Annotated in this window: 19 protein-coding genes; 5 read left to right on the top strand and 14 right to left on the bottom strand. The window is 55.7% G+C overall.

Translation table 11 applies throughout. From position 1 onward, the window contains the following. Positions 1–77 precede the first annotated feature (77 nt). Positions 78–854, bottom strand: a complete 777-nt coding sequence (locus ASN_RS13645; protein WP_058988494.1) for a squalene/phytoene synthase family protein — start codon at positions 852–854, stop codon at positions 78–80. A 247-nt stretch (positions 855–1101) separates the two neighbouring features. Here ASN_RS13645 and ASN_RS13640 point away from each other — a divergent pair, with 247 nt between their 5' ends. Then, entirely contained in the window at positions 1102–1710 is a 609-nt protein-coding gene (locus ASN_RS13640; protein WP_006559003.1) for a superoxide dismutase, read from the top strand. A gap of 95 nt (positions 1711–1805) precedes the next feature. On the opposite strand, the gene ASN_RS13635 is transcribed toward ASN_RS13640, so the two are convergent. Continuing rightward, positions 1806–2411 (bottom strand): TetR/AcrR family transcriptional regulator, encoded by a 606-nt coding sequence (locus tag ASN_RS13635; RefSeq protein ID WP_058988493.1) that lies wholly within the window; start codon positions 2409–2411, stop codon positions 1806–1808. Between the two features lie 161 nt (positions 2412–2572). On the opposite strand from ASN_RS13635, the gene ASN_RS13630 reads away from it, so the two are divergent. Further along, a complete protein-coding gene (locus ASN_RS13630; protein ID WP_058988492.1) occupies positions 2573–3190 on the top strand; it encodes a septation protein IspZ in 618 nt (205 codons plus the stop codon). Between the two features lie 48 nt (positions 3191–3238). Here the strand turns inward: ASN_RS13630 and ASN_RS13625 are convergent, their stop codons facing one another. Further along, complete coding sequence (locus tag ASN_RS13625) at positions 3239–3661, bottom strand: DUF5367 family protein (RefSeq protein WP_231948242.1); 423 nt, start codon at positions 3659–3661, stop codon at positions 3239–3241. A gap of 62 nt (positions 3662–3723) precedes the next feature. On the opposite strand from ASN_RS13625, the gene ASN_RS13620 reads away from it, so the two are divergent. The 3 genes from ASN_RS13620 to ASN_RS13610 all read left to right on the top strand — a co-directional run bounded on the left by ASN_RS13620 (position 3724) and on the right by ASN_RS13610 (position 7988). After that, a complete protein-coding gene (locus ASN_RS13620; protein ID WP_058988491.1) occupies positions 3724–4347 on the top strand; it encodes a TetR/AcrR family transcriptional regulator in 624 nt (207 codons plus the stop codon). A gap of 273 nt (positions 4348–4620) precedes the next feature. Next, positions 4621–7227: an ATP-dependent chaperone ClpB gene (clpB, locus tag ASN_RS13615; protein ID WP_006559008.1), complete on the top strand. Its 2607-nt coding sequence runs from the start codon at positions 4621–4623 to the stop codon at positions 7225–7227. A 128-nt stretch (positions 7228–7355) separates the two neighbouring features. Next, positions 7356–7988 carry an NUDIX hydrolase gene (locus tag ASN_RS13610; protein ID WP_058988490.1) on the top strand — a complete coding sequence of 211 codons (633 nt, stop codon included), beginning with the start codon at positions 7356–7358 and terminating at the stop codon, positions 7986–7988. A 305-nt stretch (positions 7989–8293) separates the two neighbouring features. On the opposite strand, the gene ASN_RS13605 is transcribed toward ASN_RS13610, so the two are convergent. The 11 genes from ASN_RS13605 to ASN_RS13550 all read right to left on the bottom strand — a co-directional run bounded on the left by ASN_RS13605 (position 8294) and on the right by ASN_RS13550 (position 22748). Next, positions 8294–9199, bottom strand: a complete 906-nt coding sequence (locus tag ASN_RS13605) for a ketopantoate reductase family protein (RefSeq protein WP_058988489.1) — start codon at positions 9197–9199, stop codon at positions 8294–8296. Between the two features lie 665 nt (positions 9200–9864). Continuing rightward, complete coding sequence (gene hflX, locus ASN_RS13595) at positions 9865–11181, bottom strand: GTPase HflX (RefSeq protein WP_058988487.1); 1317 nt, start codon at positions 11179–11181, stop codon at positions 9865–9867. Further along, entirely contained in the window at positions 11162–11446 is a 285-nt protein-coding gene (hfq, locus tag ASN_RS13590) for an RNA chaperone Hfq (RefSeq protein ID WP_006559672.1), read from the bottom strand. The genes hflX and hfq overlap by 20 nt, the downstream gene beginning before the upstream one ends. 67 nt (positions 11447–11513) lie before the next feature. Further along, positions 11514–12905, bottom strand: a complete 1392-nt coding sequence (gene ntrX, locus ASN_RS13585) for a nitrogen assimilation response regulator NtrX (RefSeq protein ID WP_006559673.1) — start codon at positions 12903–12905, stop codon at positions 11514–11516. Beyond that, positions 12895–15159 carry a sensor histidine kinase NtrY-like gene (locus ASN_RS13580; protein ID WP_006559674.1) on the bottom strand — a complete coding sequence of 755 codons (2265 nt, stop codon included), beginning with the start codon at positions 15157–15159 and terminating at the stop codon, positions 12895–12897. Before ASN_RS13580 ends, ntrX begins: the two co-directional genes overlap by 11 nt. 9 nt (positions 15160–15168) lie before the next feature. Further along, the gene (gene ntrC, locus ASN_RS13575) at positions 15169–16608 is read right to left on the bottom strand and encodes a nitrogen regulation protein NR(I) (RefSeq protein ID WP_006559675.1); all 1440 of its coding nucleotides are present in this window, start codon (positions 16606–16608) and stop codon (positions 15169–15171) included. 62 nt (positions 16609–16670) lie between these two features. After that, positions 16671–17780, bottom strand: a complete 1110-nt coding sequence (locus tag ASN_RS13570; RefSeq protein ID WP_006559676.1) for a two-component system sensor histidine kinase NtrB — start codon at positions 17778–17780, stop codon at positions 16671–16673. Between the two features lie 10 nt (positions 17781–17790). Beyond that, positions 17791–18864: a tRNA dihydrouridine synthase DusB gene (gene dusB / locus ASN_RS13565; protein ID WP_035381003.1), complete on the bottom strand. Its 1074-nt coding sequence runs from the start codon at positions 18862–18864 to the stop codon at positions 17791–17793. Between the two features lie 280 nt (positions 18865–19144). Next, a complete protein-coding gene (ispF, locus tag ASN_RS13560) occupies positions 19145–20299 on the bottom strand; it encodes a 2-C-methyl-D-erythritol 2,4-cyclodiphosphate synthase (protein WP_058989345.1) in 1155 nt (384 codons plus the stop codon). A gap of 395 nt (positions 20300–20694) precedes the next feature. After that, on the bottom strand, positions 20695–21648 hold the full coding sequence (locus ASN_RS13555; protein WP_231948240.1) for a glycosyltransferase family 2 protein: 954 nt from the start codon (positions 21646–21648) through the stop codon (positions 20695–20697). Between the two features lie 110 nt (positions 21649–21758). Next, positions 21759–22748: a glycosyltransferase family 2 protein gene (locus ASN_RS13550; RefSeq protein WP_197603293.1), complete on the bottom strand. Its 990-nt coding sequence runs from the start codon at positions 22746–22748 to the stop codon at positions 21759–21761. Between the last annotated feature and the right edge of the window lie 576 nt (positions 22749–23324).

Genomic DNA, 23324 nt, shown 5'->3' with positions numbered 1-23324 from the left:
TACCCATTGGCAAGACTTGCTGGCCGTATCCGCTGGATGCGGCCAGAAACTTTATTGGCCCGAAAAAAGCCGAGACGTTAGCGCGCTTTCAAGGCGGCCATCATAACGGCCAGCCTGTCTCCTATCCCGCGAGGTTGGCCTGCTTGCTCGCTGTTACGCGCCAGATCCCGCGCAGCAAGGACGGCAAGCAAAGCCGCGAGCCGCCCCTTGCGTGGAAGAGATTTGACATCTGCTTCTGCCAGAAAGGCGCGACCAGCCTGCTGCAATGCGGCCTCTCCACCCGGAAAAAGATAGCGCCCGCTTTGCTGAAGTTTGGGCCAGTGCCGCACCATGGCCCCAGCACCATAGGCCGCGCCTACAGCCTCAAGCCTTACCAGTAACGCCTCGTCCTGTAAGCCCAAGGCCTCTCCCACCGCGCGTTGCAGGGCACCGGCTCCGTTCCGCATCATGGTCCGCCATGCGGCCTCATCGGGCTCGGGCGATAATTCGGCTTCACGAGCCTCCAGCACCCGCAAGAGAGTCGCCTGTTGGAATGTGCCCTTCCTGATTGCTGACACCATCAGGGGGGCGAGTTCATGGTCAGGCGCGCGCGTGCCCTCCAGCACTTCCTGCCACCATTGCAGCTTTATAAACCCCGCCATTGGCCCTGCCACAGCAGCGGAACGCGCAGGAGCAAGCGCCCGCACCAGTTCATCATGAAATGCAATAAGGCCAAATACGTCCGGCCGCACAGCATCCGGCAGGAAGCGGGCACACAGAGCACGATCAGGATCAACCTTCCGCACCCGTTCTTCCACTTCGCGCTCAGGCAGCATAGCTGGCAGAGTCTTGTTTTTCTGTATGGCCGCCGTCATTCCACCTCTGCACCTGAAAGTCTCTGCGCAGGGAGCATCTCCCCCACCGCGCCAAAGGCAGACCAGCCCTGCCGCATCCTTTTTCTACCTCATGCGTTAGCTGGGGCACACCACACATGACGGGCAAGAATGTGTGAGGCGAGCATTATGCGGCATTTGTCACGCCGCAGTCCCTTGACGCATCCGCCGTCGCCCCATAGCTCTGGGAGACGGCGCATTTCCGCCCTGATTTTTAACGGAGTATGTCATGGCTTTTGAACTGCCAGCTCTTCCCTATTCCTACAATGCACTGGCCGCACGTGGCATGTGCCAGGAAACGCTTGAACTGCATCATGACAAGCACCATCAGGCTTATGTCACGGCGCTGAACAACTTTGTTGCCGCCAAGCCGGAACTTCAGGGCAAGTCCCTGGATGAAATCATTCTGGCCGTAAAAGGCGACAGCAGCCAGGCTCCTGTCTTCAATAACGCTGGCCAGCATTGGAACCACATTCTGTTCTGGCAGAACCTCTCTCCGGCTGGTGGTGCCATTCCGGACAAACTGGCCGCCAAGATCAACGGTGACTTCGGCAGCGTTGATGCCTTCAAGGAAGAATTCAAGAAGGCCGCCACCACGCAGTTCGGCTCCGGCTGGGCATGGCTGGTTCTGGGTCAGGACGGCAAGCTGGCTGTGACCAAAACAGCCAATGGCTCCAACCCGCTGGCCGAAGGCCAGGGCAAGGTGCTGCTGGGTCTGGACGTGTGGGAACACGCTTACTACCTTGATTTCCGCAACCGTCGCCCAGACTACATCACCAACTATCTGGACAAGCTGGCGAACTATGAATTCGCTGAAGCGCAACTGAGCGCTGCTTGAGTCAAAGCCGGGCTCCGCTATCGGAGTCCGGCCCCTCCGGGGCCATAAGCGCCCTTGGTATTATTATTCTCTGACAATTTGATCTTGATGGCGGATTATCCGCTGGTTGCTGCCTTCATGTAATCCAGCGCCTGTTCAAGAAACTGTTCCAGATCAATGTGTGGATCTGTAGCCTGCACCAACGGTGTAAGCAGCCCATCAATGGCGAGAATCGCCAGTCCATGCACTTTCCCCCACATCACCGCTTCCGCAATCTGAGGGGCAAACCCTGCCGCATTGCCACTTGTGCCTGCCCAAGTGCCCAGTAACGCAAAGCTGTCACCCGCAGCCCCAGCAAAGGCAGGATCGCTTCTGTCTATTGCATCTCCCCGAAACATCAGTGTGAACAAGCCCGGATTCCGGATGGCAAAATAAATATAGGCCAATCCCGCATCTTTCAGGGACCGAGCCTTCCCCGTTTTTATGGCATGAGCCAGTTCCTCAAACCCTTGGGTGGCAAGTGCTGTCAGCAGACCGCATAAGTTCCCGAAATGCGGCGCTACGGCCATGGGAGAAACCCCCACCTGCCGGGTAATGGCCCGCAGTTTCAGCGCACCGACCCCTTGCGTCTCCAGCATTTCCCGCGCTGAAGCCAAGAGGGCAACACGCAGATTGCCGTGATGATACCCCTCCTTGCTACGCTCCGTTGTCGCTCTGACCATATTTTTTCAGCTTCCCCTCAAACTTTACAGTGTATATTTTTCTTGACACCCATCAAGGTGTCATTAATCTTTACAATGTAAATATGACAGACATACGGTCACGTCTCCATACCCCGCGCCACGAGGAACAGGCACGCCTCAAAGTCGTCAAAGGAATAGTCATGGCCCGCTTTTTTCTTTTTTCCAGAATACTACTGGATTTCGGAAGTTTGCTGGTGTTCTGGGTGCTGGCTTCGTTTTATTCCGTGCGTATCGCCATTGCCGGCACATTTATTTTCATTCTGTGTGATGGCCTGCACCGTTATCTGGGCAAGCGGACTTTTCCGCGCCTATGGATTATCAGCAATACACTGGCCATCGTGTTTGGGGTGATTGATCTGATCTCGATCACCCCTTTCATGATCCGGTATGAAGGCGTGCTGACAAACCTGATTATCGCCCTCTCCTTTGCTGTTGGCGCGTTCGGTGCAACTACGCCCATTCAGGAACTGGTAGAGGAACAGCAAGGTTTTCCTTTTCCACCTGAGCGGCAGGAAATCCGTGCTTATTTTAAATCTCTTACGCTTGTCTGGGCCCTCTATTTCGCAGCCAAGGCCATCCTGTATTTCTGGCTTTTAACCTATTTTCCACTGCCCCACGCCCTGATGCTCCGTTCCGTTATCGGCACTGTCAGCCTTGGCGTCATGATTGGCATCAGTTTACAGGGCAGACGCATTTTCCTGCTCTGCCAACGGGCAGGATTTTTCCTGCCGCGCTACAGCACAGAACCTCAAGCCTGATGTGGGCCGTCCATGGATGTGCTGGAACCAACAACAGGTGGAACAGGGTCATCCACCTGCATGGACCCCACTTGATGCCATCCTCTGCCGGACGGTTGCGCTCATCAAACCAATCCATGCGCTGGCACCATAACCCCATAGCAACCAGGCAGCCCCCAGCCGCGCCACATGATCATCTGCCGCATACAGGGCCGGAAACCAGCGCAGCGCAATGCCGTCCATCAGCATGGAATCGGCAATAACCACAAAACATCCGGCAAGACTTTGCTCAGGTGACAGATTCGCCAGTCGGCATATCAGCCAGACACAGAAGAACCCCACGGGCAGCGCCGTTATAAAGCCTATTGTTCCCCAGACAGGATCAGTGAACGAGTCTGGAACAAACCGTATGAACAACGTCGCCAGCCCCCAGAAAATGGTCGCCAGAAGAACGCAGATGCAGACCTGCCGGAATGTGAGCGTCATCATCATTTCCCTTCAATGTAGCAGGCACTACATAGCACACGCCATGTAGCACGTGCTACAAGATTCCGATGGACAAGACATCCTCCTCTCCCGCCTCGCCAAGCCATCAGTCAGACACGGACCCCACGCTGCGCAAGCAACAGATGATCATGCAGATGGCGGATATCGTGTTGGCCGAGGGGCTCAATAATCTGTCCTTGCGGGCGTTGGCCGCACGGATGGACACTAGCGACCGAATGCTGCTGTACTATTTTAAGACCAAAGATCTTCTGGTCCGTACAGTTCTGGACGAAGTCAATAACCGGCTGAGCGCCATCCTTGCAGCGCAGAGCACCGGGCCACGTGTAACGGCTACCCAGTTTCTCTCCCGCGTTATGCCCATGGTGTCTGATCCCGCCATTGCGCCTTTCATGCAGATATGGACAGATGTCATTGCCCACGGCGCACGTGGCGTGAAACCGTATGATGACATCGCCCGAACGGTCGTGCGGTCCTGGACCACATGGATAAACAGCCGCCTTGTCTCCAACCCGGAGGAAAGCCCGGAAAATGACGCCGCCCGCGCCACATTTCTGCTGGCATGTGTAGAGGGAATAATGCTTCTGGCTCAGGTCAATCCGGAGGGGTTACAGCCCGGCAAAACAGATATCGCACATATTGTCGGCACCCTGTTTGGAGAGCCCGGCCAGTAACACGCCTGATTTTCTGACTATCAAGCGTGTCGGAATTTTTTTTCTATGATCTCAGTCACTTCCGGCCCGCAGAATAGGCCGGAAGCAGAAGCGCGCAGGGTATAGGACATGCCTTTGCCCTCATTTTCTTCTGGTCAGACCTGCCCACTTCCCTCTTGATTGTTGCAACGAGCGTTCCAATCTTTGTTAGCGAGAAAAGACCATGTTGCCGTTGCCAGAATGGGGCGGTGATACGGCCTTCAGTCGCCTAAGAGAAAGGGACACGAGGGAACTATGGATATCGCAAAATTTACAGAACGGTCACGGGGTTTTCTGCAGGCTGCGCAAACCATCTGTATTCGTGACTTCAACCAGCAGCTTACACCCGAACATCTGCTGAAAGCCATGCTGGATGATGAGGAAGGCGCTGCCTCCTCTCTTATCCGCGCGGCAGGTGGTAAGCCGGAAGCCGTAAAGGCCGCAACGGAACAGGCTTTGGCCAAGCTGCCCAAGGTACAGGGTGGCGGCGCAGGCCAGCCTCAGGCCACACCTGACCTTGTGCGCGTGCTGGATGGAGCCGAACAGGCCGCCCAGAAAGCAGGGGATTCCTTTGTTGCACAGGACCGCCTGCTGATTGGTATCGCCCAGTCTGACACGCCAGCAGGCCGTGCTTTAAAAGAAAACGGCGCAACGCCTGATGCTTTGGAAAAAGCCGTTGCCGCCATCCGTAAAGGACGCACCGTGACCAGCGAAAACGCTGAAGCCAATTTTGATGCCTTGAAAAAATATGCCCGCGATGTGACGGAAGTTGCTCAGGCAGGCAAGCTGGACCCTGTTATTGGTCGTGATGAAGAAATTCGTCGTGCCATTCAGGTTCTGGCCCGCCGCAGCAAGAACAACCCCGTGCTGATTGGTGAACCCGGTGTGGGTAAAACCGCCATTGTGGAAGGGCTTGCCCAGCGCATTGTGAACGGTGACGTTCCGGAAGCCCTGAAAAACAAGAAGCTGCTCTCACTCGACATGGGCGCTCTAGTAGCTGGTGCCAAATACCGCGGTGAGTTTGAAGAACGCCTGAAAGCCGTGCTGAAAGAGATTGAATCCGCCGAGGGGCAGATCATTCTCTTTATTGATGAAATGCACACGCTGGTGGGCGCTGGCCGGACGGATGGCGCCATGGATGCCTCCAACCTCATCAAGCCGGAACTGGCCCGTGGCACCCTGCACTGCATTGGCGCGACCACGCTGGATGAATATCGCAAATACATTGAAAAGGATGCGGCACTTGCCCGCCGGTTCCAGCCTGTATTTGTAGGTGAGCCTTCAGTTGCGGACACCATCTCCATTCTGCGTGGCATCAAGGAAAAATACGAACTCCATCACGGGGTCCGTATTACGGATGGCGCACTGGTGGCAGCGGCAACGCTTTCCAACCGCTACATCACAGACCGTTTCCTGCCGGATAAAGCCATCGATCTGATTGACGAGGCGGCCAGCCGCCTGCGCATGCAGATTGACAGCAAGCCGGAAGAACTGGACGAACTTGATCGGCGTATCATCCAGCTCAAGATTGAGCGGGAAGCTCTGCGCAAGGAAGATGACAGCGCCAGCAAGGACCGTCTGGAAGCCGTGGAAGCGGAACTGGCCGATCTTGAAGAGAAATCCGATGCCATGAGCGCATCCTGGCATGCGGAAAAAGACCGTGTGAACGCTGTGCAGAAACTTCAGGAACAGCTTGATCAGGCGCGTTCTGAAGTGGAAGTCGCGCAACGTAAAGGCGATCTCGGCAAAGCATCCGAACTGATGTATGGCGTTATTCCCAACCTTCAGGCCCAGATTGCGCAGGCGCAGGAAACACAGTCTGAAGCTGGCAAGACCGATCTTGTGTCTGAAGCCGTGACAGATCAGGGTGTGGCCTCCGTTGTCTCCCGCTGGACGGGTGTGCCGGTTGACCGCATGCTGGAAGGCGAACGCGCCAAACTGCTTCGTATGGAAGATGAACTGCGGAAATCCGTGGTTGGTCAGGAACCCGCCCTCAAGGCCGTTTCCAACGCGGTGCGCCGTGCCCGTGCAGGCTTGCAGGACCCCAATCGCCCGATTGGCTCCTTCCTGTTCCTCGGCCCAACGGGTGTCGGGAAAACCGAGCTGACCAAAGCGCTGGCCCGCTTCCTGTTTGATGATGAAAAAGCGCTGCTGCGTGTGGACATGAGTGAATTCATGGAAAAACACGCAGTAGCCCGTCTGATTGGTGCCCCTCCGGGCTATGTGGGGTATGAAGAAGGCGGCGTGCTGACAGAAGCCGTGCGGCGGCGGCCGTATCAGGTCATCCTGTTTGACGAAGTTGAAAAAGCCCATGAGGACGTTTTCAACATTCTGCTTCAGGTTCTTGATGATGGTCGCCTGACGGATGGCCAGGGTCGGACAGTGGACTTCCGTAACACCATTATTGTGCTGACCAGTAACCTTGGTTCGGATGTTCTGGCCCATCAGCCAGATGGTGAATCTACGGATATGGTGCAGGCGCAGGTCATGAAGGTGGTGCGTGAGCACTTCCGCCCGGAATTCCTGAACCGGCTTGATGAAATCATCCTGTTCTCGCGCCTGCAGAAAGCGGACATGACGAAGATTGTCGATATCCAGATCGGCCGTCTTCAGAAACTGCTGGATGATCGCAAGATTACGCTCAAGCTGGATGAACTGGCCCACGCATGGCTCGCCAATGAAGGGTATGATCCGGTTTACGGTGCCCGTCCGCTCAAACGGGTTATACAGCGCAGCCTGCAGAACCCGCTGGCTGAACTGCTGCTGCAAGGCACGATCCATGATGGTGAAACCATCACCATCTCTGCTAACGGAGATGGGTTGCTGATCAACGGTCAGGAAGCCGCGGCCGTTATGGCCTGACAAGATCAGCCACATATGGCTAGTGAAACGGGAGGGCCTCGGCCTTCCCGTTTTTGTTTGTAGCGCGCAAGTGCCGTATCCTTGCCTTACACGATGATGCACCACTGACCTGTTTTAAGGAGAGAAGAATGTCAGAACCCGCATGGCTTGTCTGGGCACGTGAAATTCAGGCCATTTCTCAAACCGGGCTGACATACGCCACAGATCCCTTTGACAAAGAACGCTATGAAATACTGCGGGCTTTATCTGCCCGCATGATGACGGCAGGCAGTGCAGAATTGGAAGATACGCTTCTCACCCTGTTCAGCCAGCAGGATGGATACGCCACCCCCAAGCTGGAAGTACGTGTTGGCGTGTTTGATGCTGAGGGCCGCATTCTGATGGTGCGTGAAGTGCTGGATAAAAACCGGTGGACCGTGCCGGGCGGCTGGACAGATGTGAACCTGACCGCAAGCCAATGTGCCGCCAAGGAAGTGTGGGAAGAAACGGGATACACCGTGCACATAACAAAACTGGCTATGGTGCTTGACCGCTCAACCCAAAATCATCACCCACCGGAAGGTTTTTCCATAACCAAACTTTTCTTTCTGGGCCACATTACAGGCGGAGAAGCCACAACCAGTGTTGAGACCAGTGAAGTCCGCTTCTTTGCAAAAGACCAGATTCCACAAGATCTTTCTACCGGACGCATATTACCGCACCAGATTGAACGCCTGTTTGCGCACCACGCAAACCCACAGTTACCAACTGAGTTTGACTGAATAGAAAGCAGACTGCTCGGCGCACCTCACGCACTCTGCTCACGTCTTGAACCAACATCCTGCTGGGTGCTGTTTTTTGAAATACCAGCTTCCCTCAAAACATAACGTTGCTTCACGTATCATGAAGCAACTTTGTCTTTTCCCGCCTCAGCCTCAAATGGGAAACCTCAACAAAACGCAGGTAAGAGGCATTTGATAGGGCTCTTTGCTGAGGATGCAGTTCACCGGCCATCATCTGATAAGATAAGACCAGACATTGGTTAGCTTATCGAAAAAACTCTACCGACTTCCTTACTCCGTCTCCGTCATCTCTCAACATGGCAGTGGCTTTTTTCTGCCAGTTTGACCATGACCTGCAATGCCTGATTGGTGGGGGTTGCGATACCAAACTCGGCGCCTTTGCGCACAATATAACCGTTCAGGTAATCAATTTCCGTTGGCCGACCACGTTTGATGTCCTGCGCGGTTGAGGATTTCTGGTCTGGCATGAGTTTTGCAATATCCAGCACCTGTTGCAGCATTGTCTCTGGCAACCAGACCTGACATGCAGCCGCCACGTCCTGACATTCCTGCACCACCTGCGCCATGACTGCCTTTACCCCTTCCACTTCCAGCATGGGCGTGTAGGCAATCTGCGCCACGGCAGAAAGTGCGTTGTAGGCACAGTTTATTGTCAATTTCGTCCACAGCGCATTCAGCACACGCTCTGAAATAATAGTCGGCACCCCAGCCTGCGTGAAAGCTGACGCAATAGCCTCACTTTCCGGGCAGGAGCCAATCAGTAATCTTCCTCCCCCATGATAACCAACATGACCTGGCCCCTTCATGTCCACAGCCACATAGACCACCGCAGGCACAACGGAATGTCCGGTCACGGTTCGGAGTTTTTCGGCATTATCAACGCCATTTTGAAGACTGAGAATGACAGTCCCTTCCCGCAAGATCGGGAGGAGTTCACGTCCTGCGTCTTCCGTATCGGCGGATTTGACGCACACCAGCACAAGATCGGCAGGAGAAAGATCAGCCGCGTCCGTAACTGCTTCCACCTCAATCCGCCTGCTGCCATCAGGCATATCCAGCAGGAGTCCGTTTGCCTTGATCGCATCTACATGCACGGCACGGCCCAACAATGTAACATTATGCCCAGCGTGGGCCAGCAGGCCACCCACGTAACAGCCAACGGCTCCTGCCCCTATGACAGCAATGCGCATCGCCTCTTTTCCTTCCTGCTCGTTTTTCCGAAAATTTCATATCAGCCCGCCAAACAGCACGTTCGTTGAACCTCCCCAGAAACGCCCCTCTTTTTTCGGAAACGGTTTTGAAGCAGGAAGACCTACACCCCAGAAAAGGAATTTTTGTGACACCTTTTTTTCAAAGAACATCAACAATAAGTGAAAGGATAAAATCCCGCTCTCAGCTCCATGGACAGAAGACATCCCGCGACGAAAAAGGGAACTCTGCTTATAAAATATGCGGATTTCACGATTAAATCGCAGTCATTCGTTAAGTATCAGGCGTGTCAAAGCGACTCCCAAGAACGCGCTCCATCATAAAAACAGGCATGCCCTTTTTAGATAACAGCATAGAATTGTGGCATAAAAAGCCGACTGTCCCGAAGCAGGAACGCAGGAACGCAGGAACGCAGGAACGCAGGAACGCAGGAACGCAGGAACGCAGGAACGCAGGAACGCAGGAACGCAGGAACGCAGGAACGCAGGAACGCAGGAACGCAGGAACGCAGGAACGCAGGAACGCAGGAACGCAGGGTCCGGCTTTCCCGTCCCTTCCTCAAGAGAATTTTCCGCATAGTCCCATAAAAAATGGCCAGTCCTGACAGGAACTGGCCAATTTCTAGTCTTTTATCCTGAAGAAAAAATCAGGCGACGAGCGGTTCAACATGCTTGAATAGACTTTCAAAGCGGGCTCGCTCTTCAGCAAGCAGGCGCACGGTAATGGTTGTGCATGTATCATCATCCTGCCGGTCAGTTACCTCACCGTGCTGATAGAGCCACGCCGAAGCCGCACCATCAGAAAGCGGAACCCGATACCGCACATTTTCCATGGAAGACGTAATACGGCGGTCAATCACATCCATCAGGGCTGGCAAACCATCACCGGTGATAGCGGAAATGGCCACAGTATCTTCTGTCTGCGGCACCGCATCCGGGCCACCCAGCAGATCAGCCTTGTTCATAACTTCAATCATGCGGCTGGCCCAGTCAGACTCAATCATGTCGTCCCGTGCCATGCCATCCAGCACACCAAACACATCTTTCTTCTGGGCAGCACTGTCCGGATGCGCAATGTCACGCACGTGCAGGATAATATCTGCCTCCGCCACTTCTTCCAGCGTGGCACGGAAGGCCGCAATCAGTTCTGTTGGCAGATCACTGATAAAGCCCACAGTGTCGGAAAGGATGATACGCCTGCCAGATGGAAGCGTAATGGCCCGCATGGTCGGATCCAGCGTGGCAAAAAGCTGATCCTTGGCGTAAACGGTGGCCCCGGTCAGGGCATTGAACAGGGTTGATTTGCCTGCGTTGGTATAGCCCACAAGTGCAACAACCGGGAAAGGCACACGTTTACGGGCCTGCCGGTGCAAGCCGCGGGTACGCCGAACCTGCTCCAGTTCCTTTTTCAACCGCACAATGCGGTCACCAATCATCCGGCGGTCAGCTTCGATCTGCGTTTCACCGGGGCCGCCAAGAAAGCCGAAGCCCCCGCGCTGACGTTCAAGGTGAGTCCACAGCCGCACCAGCCGCGAGCGCTGATATTCCAGATGCGCCAGTTCAACCTGAAGCGTGCCTTCCTTGGTGGCAGCACGCGCCCCGAAAATATCAAGAATAAGGCCCGTCCGGTCGATCACCTTACAGCCAAATTCCGTTTCCAGATTTCGCTGCTGGCCGGGGGTAAGCCGGGCATCAACCACCAGAACATCAATCTTGTCCGCTTTGACGGCGACCTTGAGCGAGTCGACCTGCCCGCTTCCCAACAGGGTGGCAGACCGTTTGGCCCGTACCAGCAGCACTGCCTGCCGGACAATGACCAGACCGATGGAGGCTGCAAGGCCCACAGCTTCTTCAAGCCGAGCTTCTGCCGCCCGGATATCCTGATCATGGGAGGATTTTTCCCACGGCAGGATAACGGCGCCGCGCGTGGCGGAGGGTTTTGTATCAGATAAAGTCGTCGCCAAGAGTTGCTTCTCTGTCTGCCGACGCGCCAGACGCCGGGGTTTCAAATATATTGACTGGTATGGAAGGCATGACCGTGCTGATGGCATGCTTGTAAATGAGCTGGGTATGCTCGTCCCGCTTTAGCAGAACGGTCGTCTCGTCAAACCACGTAATGTTGCCCTGTAATTTGACGCCATTGACCAAAAATACCGTAACAGACGCACGTGAGCGACGAATCTGGCTCAAAAACGCATCTTGCACGTTATACCCGGTTTCCTTTTCCACAGTGTGAGGCCCTATTCTCGTTTTTTGTTAAAGTCGGAACCCGCGTGCAGTGTACGCTGCAATCGCCCTAGCCCGCCCCTCGTTCTTCTGATGTTACACCAAGCTGTTTCAGTTTGCGATGCAATGCGCTACGTTCCATGCCAACAAATATGGCCGTACGGCTGATATTGCCGCCAAAACGTAATAACTGCGCCTGAAGGTACTGGGTTTCAAACATATCTCGCGCTTCACGCAGCGGAAGGCTCATCACATCCGCCGCGGCATCAAACTTCAGCAGGGCTGGCGCACCCTCCCCGATGGTGGAAGGCAACATGTCCGCCCGAATGGGCTCCACCGTATTGCCGGGCAGCATGATCAGCACCCGTTCCATCAGGTTCCGCAGTTCACGCGCGTTACCGGGCCAGTCATATGCCTGAAGGGCGGCTATGGCATCAGCCGAGAGTTCCCGTTTGGGCAGCCCGGCCATTTCAGCGGCCCGCCGCAGAAACAGTTCCGCAAGGCCCGGAATATCATCCCGCCGCTCCCGCAGGCCCGGCACGCTCAGGGGCACAACCGCCAGCCGGTAATACAGGTCCTCACGGAAGCGCCCTGCCATGATTTCGGCCTGTAAATCCCGGTTTGTGGTCGCCAGAACACGCACATCAACCTTTACACGCGTAGAACCGCCCAAGCGCTCAAACGTCTGATCCTGCAAGGCACGGACAATCTTGCCCTGTGTCTCAAGCGGCATATCAGCCACTTCATCCAGCACCAGCGTGCCGCCATGGGCGCGTTCCAGAACCCCGGTGCGGCGGCCTGTGCCATCTGGCGCACCTTCCAGCCCGAACAGTTCTTCCTCAAACCGGCCGGGAGCCAGAATCGCGCAGTTCAGGGCCACAAAAGGACCATCAGCCCGGCGTGAGCGCGCATGAATCATCCGCGCAGCCACTTCCTTGCCGGAACCGGGGCCACCCGTAATCAACACGCGGGAACCTGTGGGGGCTACCCGTTCAATCTGCCCACGCACGGCTGAAATCAGGGCGCTGTTACCAAACAGTTCTGTGTCCTGCCCAGCGCGCAGCCTGAGTTCTTCATTTTCCTTGGCCAGACGGGAGGCTTCAAGAGCACGCCGCACCACAACCAGCAACCGGTCTGCCTGAAACGGCTTTTCAATGAAGTCATAGGCACCGTGCTGCAACGCCGCCACGGCTGTTTCAATCGTGCCGTGCCCGGAGATCATGATAACGGGCACAGAGGGTTCTTCCGCGTGCAGTACATTAAGGATACCAAGCCCATCCAGCTTGGACCCCTGCAACCACACATCCAGTACAACCAGAGATGGCCTACGCGCGCGGAACGCCGCTATGGCTGCATCGGAATTTCCGGCAACCCGCGTTTCGTATCCTTCATCTTCAAGAATGCCCTCAATGAGCATCCGAATATCAGGCTCATCATCAACAATCAGGATTTCATGAGCCATGGTCGTCCTTCATCGGCAACATCAGAATAGCCACAGTTCCTGTTTCCTCCGTCCTGTCTTCCAGACGCACTGCACCCCCGTGGTCTTCCATAATTTTCTTCACAATGGCCAGCCCCAGTCCGGTGCCTTTGGCCTTGTGCGTCACATAGGGTTCCGTCAGGCGGTGCCTGTCATCTGAAGGCAGGCCCACACCATTATCTGCAACTGAAATCTCAACCTCGTCCTGATCCTCTTGCAGACCAATCCATATCGCGCCTGCCACGTTTACGCCATGTTCTCCAACATCACCCTGTTTTGCCGTCATGGCAATGGCATCTGCCGCATTCTGTAAGAGGTTGATCAACGCCTGGCTGATCAGACGTCGATCACACCGCACGATCGGCCCCCTGTCCGGCAGGCTGACATGGTAGGTAATCTCCGGGTGTGCATTGCGTTGCAGCACCAGAACTTCCCGCACGATGCGGGACAGATCTTCCTGAGTCATAACAGGCTGCGGCATGCGGGCGAATGCGGAAAACTCATCCACCATACGCCCGATATCCCCCACCTGGCGCACAATTGTATCAGCACACTGGGCAAATGTTTCAGGATCAGACGTAATTTCGCGCAGAAAGCGCCGCTTCAGCCGCTCCGCCGCAAGCTGGATAGGGGTCAACGGATTCTTGATTTCATGGGCAATACGGCGGGCGACATCCGCCCAGGCCGCCTTGCGCTGGGCAAGCTGCAGGGCCGTAATATCATCAAACGTGATCACGTACCCTTCCGTTACCGTGCCGCGTAGCTCCGCCCCCAGCCGCACAAGCAACATGCGGCGGTTGGTTACCGGGCCTGTCTGCACCTCCCGCGTGATAACCTGATCAGGGGCCTGACGAGCTTCGGCCAACATTTCCGCAAAGTCCGGTACCCGGACGGAAAGCGGCTCGCCAATGGCATCCATCAGATCTGTTTGAAGCAGTAGGCAAGCGGCGCGGTTCGGCAGTTCAATCCGTTGCTCCACATCCAGCCCGATCACGCCGGCGGAAACACCGGACAACACAGCCTCCGTAAAACGGCGGCGTTCATTGATCTGGCCATAGGCCGCCATCAGTTCCGAACGCTGGCTGGCAAGCTGTTCCGTCATGCGGTTAAAGGCGCGGGACAGGCTCGTCACTTCATCATCACGGTTGGATTCGGGCACATGGACGCCCAGATCCCCTTCACTGATACGGCGTGCTGCCAGAATCAGCAGGCCTAATGGCTTGGCAATCTGATTGGCCAGAGCCAACCCGATCAGCGCTGCTGCCGCCAGCACCAGCAAGGCCACCAATGCAAAGATCATGATGAAGGTAAGCTGGATTTTCGCCTTGTTGTCATTCAGGCGCTTGTAATCCGCCACCACTTTTTCCGTGCGGTGCATGTGCTCCAGAATGGTGGGGTCCACCAAGCGGGTGATCACCAGCATCAGGGCAGGCGTCTGAGAAAGCTCTACCACGGCGCGCACACGGCGCTCATCCGGGGAATCAAGGATGGCAACATCATTGGTGCGGGCCATCAGCGTGGCAGCCGGGGGCGGTAGATCCTGCATATAGCCGGTGCGGCTCATCAACCCGCCAGCCGCCACCACCTTGTTGGTAATAGGATCATACACCAGAGCTTCGGTCAGACCGCGCATGGTGGCCTGACTGTCCAGCATCTGGCCCAATGCATCCGGGTCCTGCAACAGGTTCATGCCGCTGGCCGCCAGTTCGTTTTCCGCACTGGTGATATAGTTGGCCATCGAGAACGCATCTGTCCGGATATTGGCGTTGTGTTCCGTCAGATACCCACGTGATGCTTCAAGGGCTTCCGTCAGCGCTGTATTGACCCTGTCCGCAAACCAGATCTGAATGCCGTAATGAAAAAACAATGTGGCGAATGCGCCCACCACCAGAGTGGGGGCCACAGCCACAATGCCAAAAAGAGTAACCAGCCGCACATGCAGGCGTGCCCCGGCCAGCCCTTTGCGATGTTCGGCCAACATGGGCCCCACACGCATGGCCAGCGCCAGCAGCAGCAGACCCAGCACAAGGCTGTTCACCAGCAGAATCAGCGGTTCTATGATGGCATAATGCCCGAAGGACATACCGCCTGAAAGCGCGACAAAGGTTGCAAACCCCAAGCACAGCGCAAGCGCTGCCAAGGTAAGCGCCACACTTTTCCGCTCAAGGGACCGCAGCAGCCAATGCAGCCGGGTGCGGGAGAGCAGCGCCTTGAACGTGGAGAGAAAGTGCTTCATGCGCGCCGGTCAGACCACGCCACGCACAACCGGTATTTCCAGTTCACGTATTTTCTTGCGCAGCGTATTCCGGTTCAACCCCAGCATGGAGGCCGCTTTGATCTGATTGCCCCGTGTTTCAGTCAACGTCATCTGAATAAGCGGGCGCTCCACTTCCATGATGACGCGGGAATACAGATCATTCAGGGGCATCCCTTCCCTGCCAGCCACAAGGTAACGCAGGATATGGCGGGAAACAGCCTCGGACAGCGGCTCTTCCACCGCTGTTTTTTCCACCAATGCCTCGTTTGCCAGCGGTTCAGCCAGTTCCGCGTCAATCAGATCACTGCCTATGGTTTCCTGCGGATAAAGCGCCACAATACGACGGATCAGGTTTTCCAGCTCCCGCACGTTGCCGGGCCACCGCCAGGACTGCAAACGCTCGATAGCGGACTCATCCAGCACCTTGGAAGGACCACCTGCATCCCGACACTGCGCCAGAAAATGGCGGGCCAGCAGCGGAATATCCTCCAGCCGTTCCCTCAGCGGCGGCAGGCGCACAGGCACCACATTCAAGCGATAGTACAGATCCTCACGGAAGGTTCCGGCACGGATAGCCTGCCGCAGATCACGGTGAGTTGCGGCAATAATGCGCACATCTGCCCGAATGGGAGCACGCCCCCCAACCGTCGTGAATTCGCCGTCCTGCAAGACACGCAGCAGACGAGTCTGGGCTTCTGGCGGCATGTCGCCAATTTCATCCAGAAACAGTGTGCCTCCCGCCGCCTGCTCAAAGCGCCCCGGACTTCTGCCCCCTGCTGTGCGCTCCTGGCCAAACAGCTCGCTCTCAATCTGGTCACGCGGGATGGCCGCCATGTTCACTGCAATAAAGGGGCCGCCCCGCCTGCGCCCATATTCATGCAGAGCACGCGCCACCAGTTCCTTGCCGGTGCCACTTTCCCCGCTGATCATGACCGTCAGATCAGATGTCGTCAGGCGAGCGATGCTCCGATAGATGCCCTGCATCACCACGGACTGACCAATCAGCGGCAAGCGTTCTTCCGGGCTGGCGCTTACGGCTGGTTTGGCCACTTCCTGCGCTGGGGCCGCCAGCGCCCGGCCAACAACGCTCAGAAGCTCTTTCAGGTCAAAAGGCTTGGCCAGATATTCAAACGCGCCCCGCTGTGTCGCTTTCACAGCCGTCATGAGGTTGGATTGTGCGCTCATGACAATAATACGCAGGTCGGGCCGCGCCTGCCTGATGCGCGGAATGAGATCAAGCCCGCTGCCATCAGGCATGATCACATCCGTAATCACCAGATCGCCCTCGCCTTCCTCAACCCATTGCCATAGCGTGGCTGCATTGGGCGTGGACTGCACCTGATATCCGGCCCGCCCCAAAGCCTGCCCCAGCACAGTACGAATAGAACGGTCATCATCAGCAACAAGAATGGTGGGCAGAGGCGTCATGGCAGAAAGATCACATTCAGCAGCGTTGAAATCAGGTAAAATCCGGAAGCGCGCAAAACGCTTCAGGTGACGGGATGGTCTTCAGAAACAACTGGCAGATACAGGCTTATTTCCGTCCGGCCGGGGCGGCTTTCTACTTCAATCACCCCACCGTGGTCATCCATGATCTTGCCCACAAGGGCCAATCCAAGCCCGCTTCCACTCATTTTGGTGCTCAGAAAGGGCTCGAACAGATGCGGACGAATGGTCTCGGAAATACCGGGCCCGGTATCCCGCACCGTGACCACCAACGGCAGATGCCGCCATTGGGTTGTGCCGGGCACAGCCATGCGAATACCAGGCCGGTAGCTTGTCATAAGCGTAATTTCACCCGGCTTGCCGGTTTCCCGGATGGCTTCCGCAGCGTTTTTCACCAGGTTGATAAGCACCTGAACAAGCTGATCCCGGTCTCCCCACACATGCGGGAGGGACGGATCATACCGCTCTACAATACGGATACCCGCGGCAAACCCCTGATTTGCCAGGAGTTTCACATGCTCCAGAAGCCGGTGGATATTAAGCGAACGGTAATCCGTTGGGGCTTCTCCAAACATGCCCATCCGCTCAACCAGCGCATCAATCCGGTCTACTTCATCACAGATCAAGGTGGCCAGTTCCCGATCCTGATCGGAAACCGCATTTTCCAGAATTTGCGCCGCCCCTTTTATGCCTGACAGGGGATTACGCACTTCATGCGCCAGCATGGCCGCCATGCCAGACACACTACGGGCAGCAGATCGAAACGCCATCTGCCGGTCGAGCGTCCGCGCGGTGGAGGAATCATACACGGTCAACAGGATGGAACCCGGGCAATCGGGCACATCCGCCCCCTGCACCGTCACCCCTTCCCGATGGAAGCGCGGACTGCTGAAGGCCAGTTCATGCTCGGTTACACTTCCACCTTCACGGCGGAGATGCTGCACCAACAGAAAAAGCGGGTGATCAGAAGGAACCAGATCCTGCAAGGCGCCCTGACACAACTGATGCCGGGACATGGCAAAAAACTCTTCCGCCGCTGAATTGGCAAAACGAATGCCATCATCCGGGCCAAGTTCCAGCACTGGCACAGGCAGACTATCCAGAAGAATACCGGGGTCTGACCTTTCTGTTGCTGAAAGAGCGCCGGGTTTCATGCAGACCTGATCACGCAGCGCAGGCCTGAGCCTGCTCCGCCGCTTCTGCATGGCGGGAAACGCGTGGCTCACGCACTGCGCCTGCTGCAATCTGCTGATCGTAAAAATCAGTCATCATGGCAATGGCTTCTGGCGCGTTATCCACCCGGTTGAACGCAGCCCGGAAACCGGCGGAATTCGGCAGGCCAGCAGAATACCAGGCCACATGTTTGCGGGCCAACCGCAGGCCCGGACGCTCGCCAAAATGGCGGAGCATCATGTCATAATGTTCAAGCACAATGGCTTTTTCTGTAGGTAGGTCAGGGTCAGGCACGTTTTCACCCGTAAGCAGAGCCTGCGCCACCTGTGCCAGAAACCACGGCCGTCCATAGCAGCCACGGCCGATCATCACTCCATCCGCACCTGATTCCGCCAGGGCGGTTCTGGCATCATCAAGGGTCAGGATATCACCATTCACAATAACAGGCAGATCAACGGCGTCCTTCACAGTGCGCACAAAGGCCCAGTTTGCCGTGCCATTATAGAATTGCTGCCGGGTACGCCCATGCACCGTGATCATGCGAATACCAGCCTGCTGCGCAATACGGGCCAGAACCGGCGCATTCAGATGCTGATGATCCCACCCCATCCGCATTTTCAGAGTAACTGGCACATCTACGGCTTTGACCGTGGCTTCCAGCAGACGGCCCGCAGCAACCTCATCCCGCATAAGGGCCGAACCGGCCATCTGGCCCACGGCCACTTTCTTCACCGGGCAGCCAAAATTGATATCAATCATGTCCGCACCGCGGCCAACGGCAATGCGTGCTGCTTCCGCCATGGCATCAGGGTCACACCCGGCAAGCTGCACGGCGTTGGGGCCGCCCGCGTCTGCAACCTCGGCCATGCGGAGGGTTGTGTCATTCTCACGCACCATGGCCCAGGAGGCGATCATTTCTGAAACCACAAGCCCTGCACCCAGCTTGCGCGCCAGACGCCGAAACGGCAGATCTGTCACGCCAGACATGGGGGCCAGAATAACAGGCGTTTCAATACGGATGCCGCCGCCCAACTCAATAGGCCGCACTAACGGTTGCGTTTGCACTATCTTTTCCACATTGCCTATGATTTAGGCAGGAATAGCGTTTTCCCGCCCCGGAATCAATCTTTTATATCCGAAACATTCTAACGCTTCAGGACAACAAAAAGCTCAGTTTCCCAACGGTTTTATAACCGGGCCTTACATGTTGTAACGCGGGTTATAGTCTCCTGCCCAGCCAGCTTCAAGACTCTCTTGCGCAGGCCTCTTCAACAGAAAAAAGGCACCCCTCCTTACGGAGCAGAGTGCCTTTCTGGCCGCAAGCAGCGCAAAAATGCCCTTCGGGTCAGGGCACCAGAACGGAAACTGCCGCCGTGCAGGCAATGCCTTCTTCACGCCCCGTAAAGCCCAGACGTTCGGAGGTTGTCGCCTTCACGGAAATGCGGCCAATATCCACCTGCAACAAATCCGCTAACCGCTGGCGCATGGCTTCTGCATGCGGGCCGATTTTGGGACGCTCGCAGATCAACGTCAGATCCGCATTAATCAGCATGCCACCGCGCTCACGAATACGCTGGCCAGCATGCACCAGAAAACGCGCACTATCCGCATCTTTCCATTCATTCTGGCTTGGCGGAAAATGGCGCCCGATATCGCCTTCAGCCAGCGCACCATAAATGGCGTCACACAGCGCGTGTATCCCAACGTCTGCGTCAGAGTGACCAGCGAGCCCTTTGGTGTGCGGCACAGTAATGCCACACAGAATAAGCGGACGCCCTTCTTCAAACGCATGCACGTCATACCCAAGCCCCACGCGCGGCAAAAGGGTCGGGCCGATCAATCGTTCAAGACGCACGAGATCATCCTCATAAGTCAGCTTGATATTGTCTTCATCGCCACGCACCAGCGCCACGCTGAACCCGGCATCTTCCAGCAGCTTGGCATCGTCCGTCGCACTCTGGGAAGAAGCCGAACGATGCAGGTCACGAAACAGCCCGAAGCGGAACCCTTGCGGTGTTTGCGCGCGGAACAGGTGATCACGCGAGACTGTGCCCGCAATCACGCCATTTTCTTCCCGCTTGAGCGTATCGGCCACCGGCACCGCCGGTATTGCCCCCGGATGTTCGCTCAGGGCTGAAATAACGTTCTGGATTACGGTCGCAGTCACATAGGGACGCGCACCATCATGCACCAGCACCAGATCAGGCTTCTGATCTTCCGGCAGCTCGTCCAGCGCCTCAAGCCCGGCCCGCACACTGGCCTGGCGGGTTTCTCCCCCTGCTACCGGCGGCAGGGTTTCAAGCCCGTCCAGCGCATCCCGCAGGGAGTCCGGATGCCCGACTGGTTGCAGGCAAGTCACATGCGGCATCAGGGCTTCCGCAGCGTGACGGATAACCGGCAGGCCCGCCAGAAGCACATATTGCTTTGGCGTATCAGACCCGCTGGTAGCGGCGTAACGGCTGCCTGTTCCGGCAGCCAGAAGAATGGCAGCAACTCGCATGACGGGAGGAATGAGGCCGGAACCGTGCGGCGTCAAGGCGGAAAATGGCATACCGCATGACCATCAGAGGCTGCTACCCGCTTTGTCGGCCAACCGGACATAAACCAGCAGACGGGGGACTAAAGCCTCTCGCATCAGTTGGGCGTTCCTTTTTACACCTGAATGCGGTGCCTTCTTGACCCTGTAATACCGCCGTCAGACGTCAAAGCCGCCTTTTCAGACACAAAAATCTGGAGGGTTCTAAAAACCCTCTTTTCCGCCTGTATAACAATCGTAACCCATTGATATCGCTACTACTGGAAAAATCAAAACAAGGGGTTTTAGAACTCTCCATCTTTAACCACTTCGATTTCCAGATTTTTGAAAGAGCTCCCCAAAGGACGGTCAGATTACTGTCAGGTGGTCTGCTCAATAAAGAAACGGGGGCGCCGCTTCACCTCGGTATAAATACAGCCAATATATTCCCCAACAATTCCCAGCGCGAGCATCTGAAGCCCACCAATCAGGCAGATCATGGCGTTAAGAGACGCCCACCCGATCGCAGGCTGGAAAAACAGCTTATCCACCACGCTCCAGAGAATACTCACAAGCCCCAAGAGAAATACACTGACACCCAGAAGCGCGATCATCCGTAAGGGAACGACTGAAAAAGATGTCACTCCCCGTAATGCAAGGGTCACCATCCGGAACAGCGTGTATTTGGACTCTCCGCCCAACCGAGGCGTACGGGTATAATAGACGCTTGCTGTTCTGAAACCCACCAAGGGTACAATACCACGCAGATAAAGGTTTTCTTCCGTGAACGAGAGCACGGCCTTTCTCGCTTCAGGACCTAGCAGACGATAATCTGCGTGATCTTCAATGGTTTCCACGCCCATTATCGTCATGAAGCGATAAAAAAGACGTGCCGTGGTCCGTTTAAAAAGCGTATCGGCTGAACGATCCTGCCGCACTCCATACACCACCTGGCAACCGTCCCGATAATGTTCGACCATGGCGCTCATGGCCGCAACGGAATCCTGCAAATCCGCATCTATGCTGATACACGGGCCTTCCTGCACAGCGCTCAACCCCGCCAGAAGCGCATTCTGATGCCCAACATTCCGAGACAGCTTCATCCCGCCAAAAGAGCCCGAGCGGGCAGCCAGATTGGTAATTATAGGCCACGTCTGATCAGTGCTGCCATCATCCACAAACAGCACCTTGCTCTGTTGTGCCACAAGACCTGCCTCAACCATTTTCTGGAGTTGTTCTGCCAGACAAGCCGCAGACTGCAACAGAACAGGCTCCTCATTATAGCAGGGCACGATGATGGTCAGCACGTCAGGCTGATCTGCGCCTTCATGCACGAGTACGCCCTCTTCCTTTTTCGGCACTTACGTAACAGACACCATGAAACATGGAGCAATGTTGCCCTGCCTTGGCGCAACACGCCATGCCGCATGCGCATTGGAGCAGATCACTCTGGTTTAACACCAGCCTGCGGCACCCCTGCCACATGGTAGGACTCAACAAAATAGAGAGGGCGATTTTTTGTCTCGTTAAAAATACGACCAATATATTCGCCTATTAGCCCGAGCGTCATGAGCTGAACACCGCCCAGAAACAGGATAACACTCATCAGGCTGGGATAGCCGGGCACATGGGAGCCGAACAGAAGTGTATTCAGCACAATCCATCCGCCATACAACACGGCCAGCAGGGAAATCACAAACCCCAGATACGTCCCTAACTGCAAGGGCAGTACGGAGAACGAGGTAATTCCTTCCAGCGCAAAATTCCACAGAGACCAGTAATTGAAACTGGTAACCCCTGCGGCCCGTGGCGCCCGATCATAAAACACGGCCTTGGAGGGATAGCCTATCCAGGCAAACAACCCTTTCATGAAGCGATGGCGTTCACGCATCTGCAACAGACTATCCAGCGCTCGGCGGCTAAGAAGCCGAAAATCGCCGGTGTCTGGCGGAATGACAACACGGTTCCCAAGTTTAGCCATCACCCGGTAAAACATCCACGCCGTAAAACGCTTTGGGATGCTCTCACCCTCCCGCGCCCGTCTGCGGGCATATACCATATCCACATCGTCCGACCATTCGGCCACCAACGTTTCAATAACTTCAGGCGGGTCCTGCAGATCGGCATCGATCACAATCACGCCCTGAGTTCCACGGGCATGGTCCAGCCCGGCTGTCAGCGCTATTTCCTTTCCGAAGTTGCGGGAAAGATTGACACTGGAGACCCGATTATCCTGCTGTTCCAGATCACGCATGACCACAAGTGTCTGATCTTTGGAACCATCGTTGACATACACCACTTCCCACGGCCGCCCGACACGGTCCATCACGGCGCAGAGATGCTGGTGAAACTCCGGCAAAACACCCTGCTCATTATAGCAAGGCACAACCACACTAAGAGAAGGGATATCTGAAACAGGTAATGGAGTGGGCATGTTTGAAAAACCGTATCGTTTAGCGCGCTACAACTTAAAAAGTATTTTCCAGAACGGAAAATCGTCATATGGCCTAGCTTACATCTTAATGAGTTTAGCAGAGTAACTGAACAGCGTAGCAAGCATACGTGATAGGATGCAGCGTTTAAACGCCGATGCTGACTTTAATATTTTATCCTTCCCGTAACCACACCTTATTTTTCTTCAAATCCACGCATGAACGATGATTTTTTCTGCTTTCTTTTGTGCAGATAGGTACATCAAATAAAAAGCATCTTTTCAGCAACCCCAATCTCAGATCAGAGGATCTTCCTCGGCATGGATTTACTTCATGCACAAGCTGGAAGGTTCTAAAAACCCACTTTTCCGCCCGCACAAGAATCGTAACCCGTTGATATTGCTACTACTGGAAAAATCAAAATAGGGGGTTTTAGACCCCTCCAACTCTATTCTGCTCTATGACGCCTCATAAGGTGAGCCTCGCGGGGATAATATATGTCATGTAAAGCTAAAATATTGAGGCCTTTTTTTCCAGTTATCTTCTGGATCAGCAAAAAAACCATCCCGAATGAGAAA

Origin of the sequence: Acetobacter senegalensis (assembly GCF_001499615.1) — a bacterium.
In the GTDB taxonomy this organism is placed as follows: domain Bacteria; phylum Pseudomonadota; class Alphaproteobacteria; order Acetobacterales; family Acetobacteraceae; genus Acetobacter; species Acetobacter senegalensis.
Note: the sequence above shows the minus strand (reverse complement) of the source record. Positions and strands in the feature narration are given on the sequence as shown.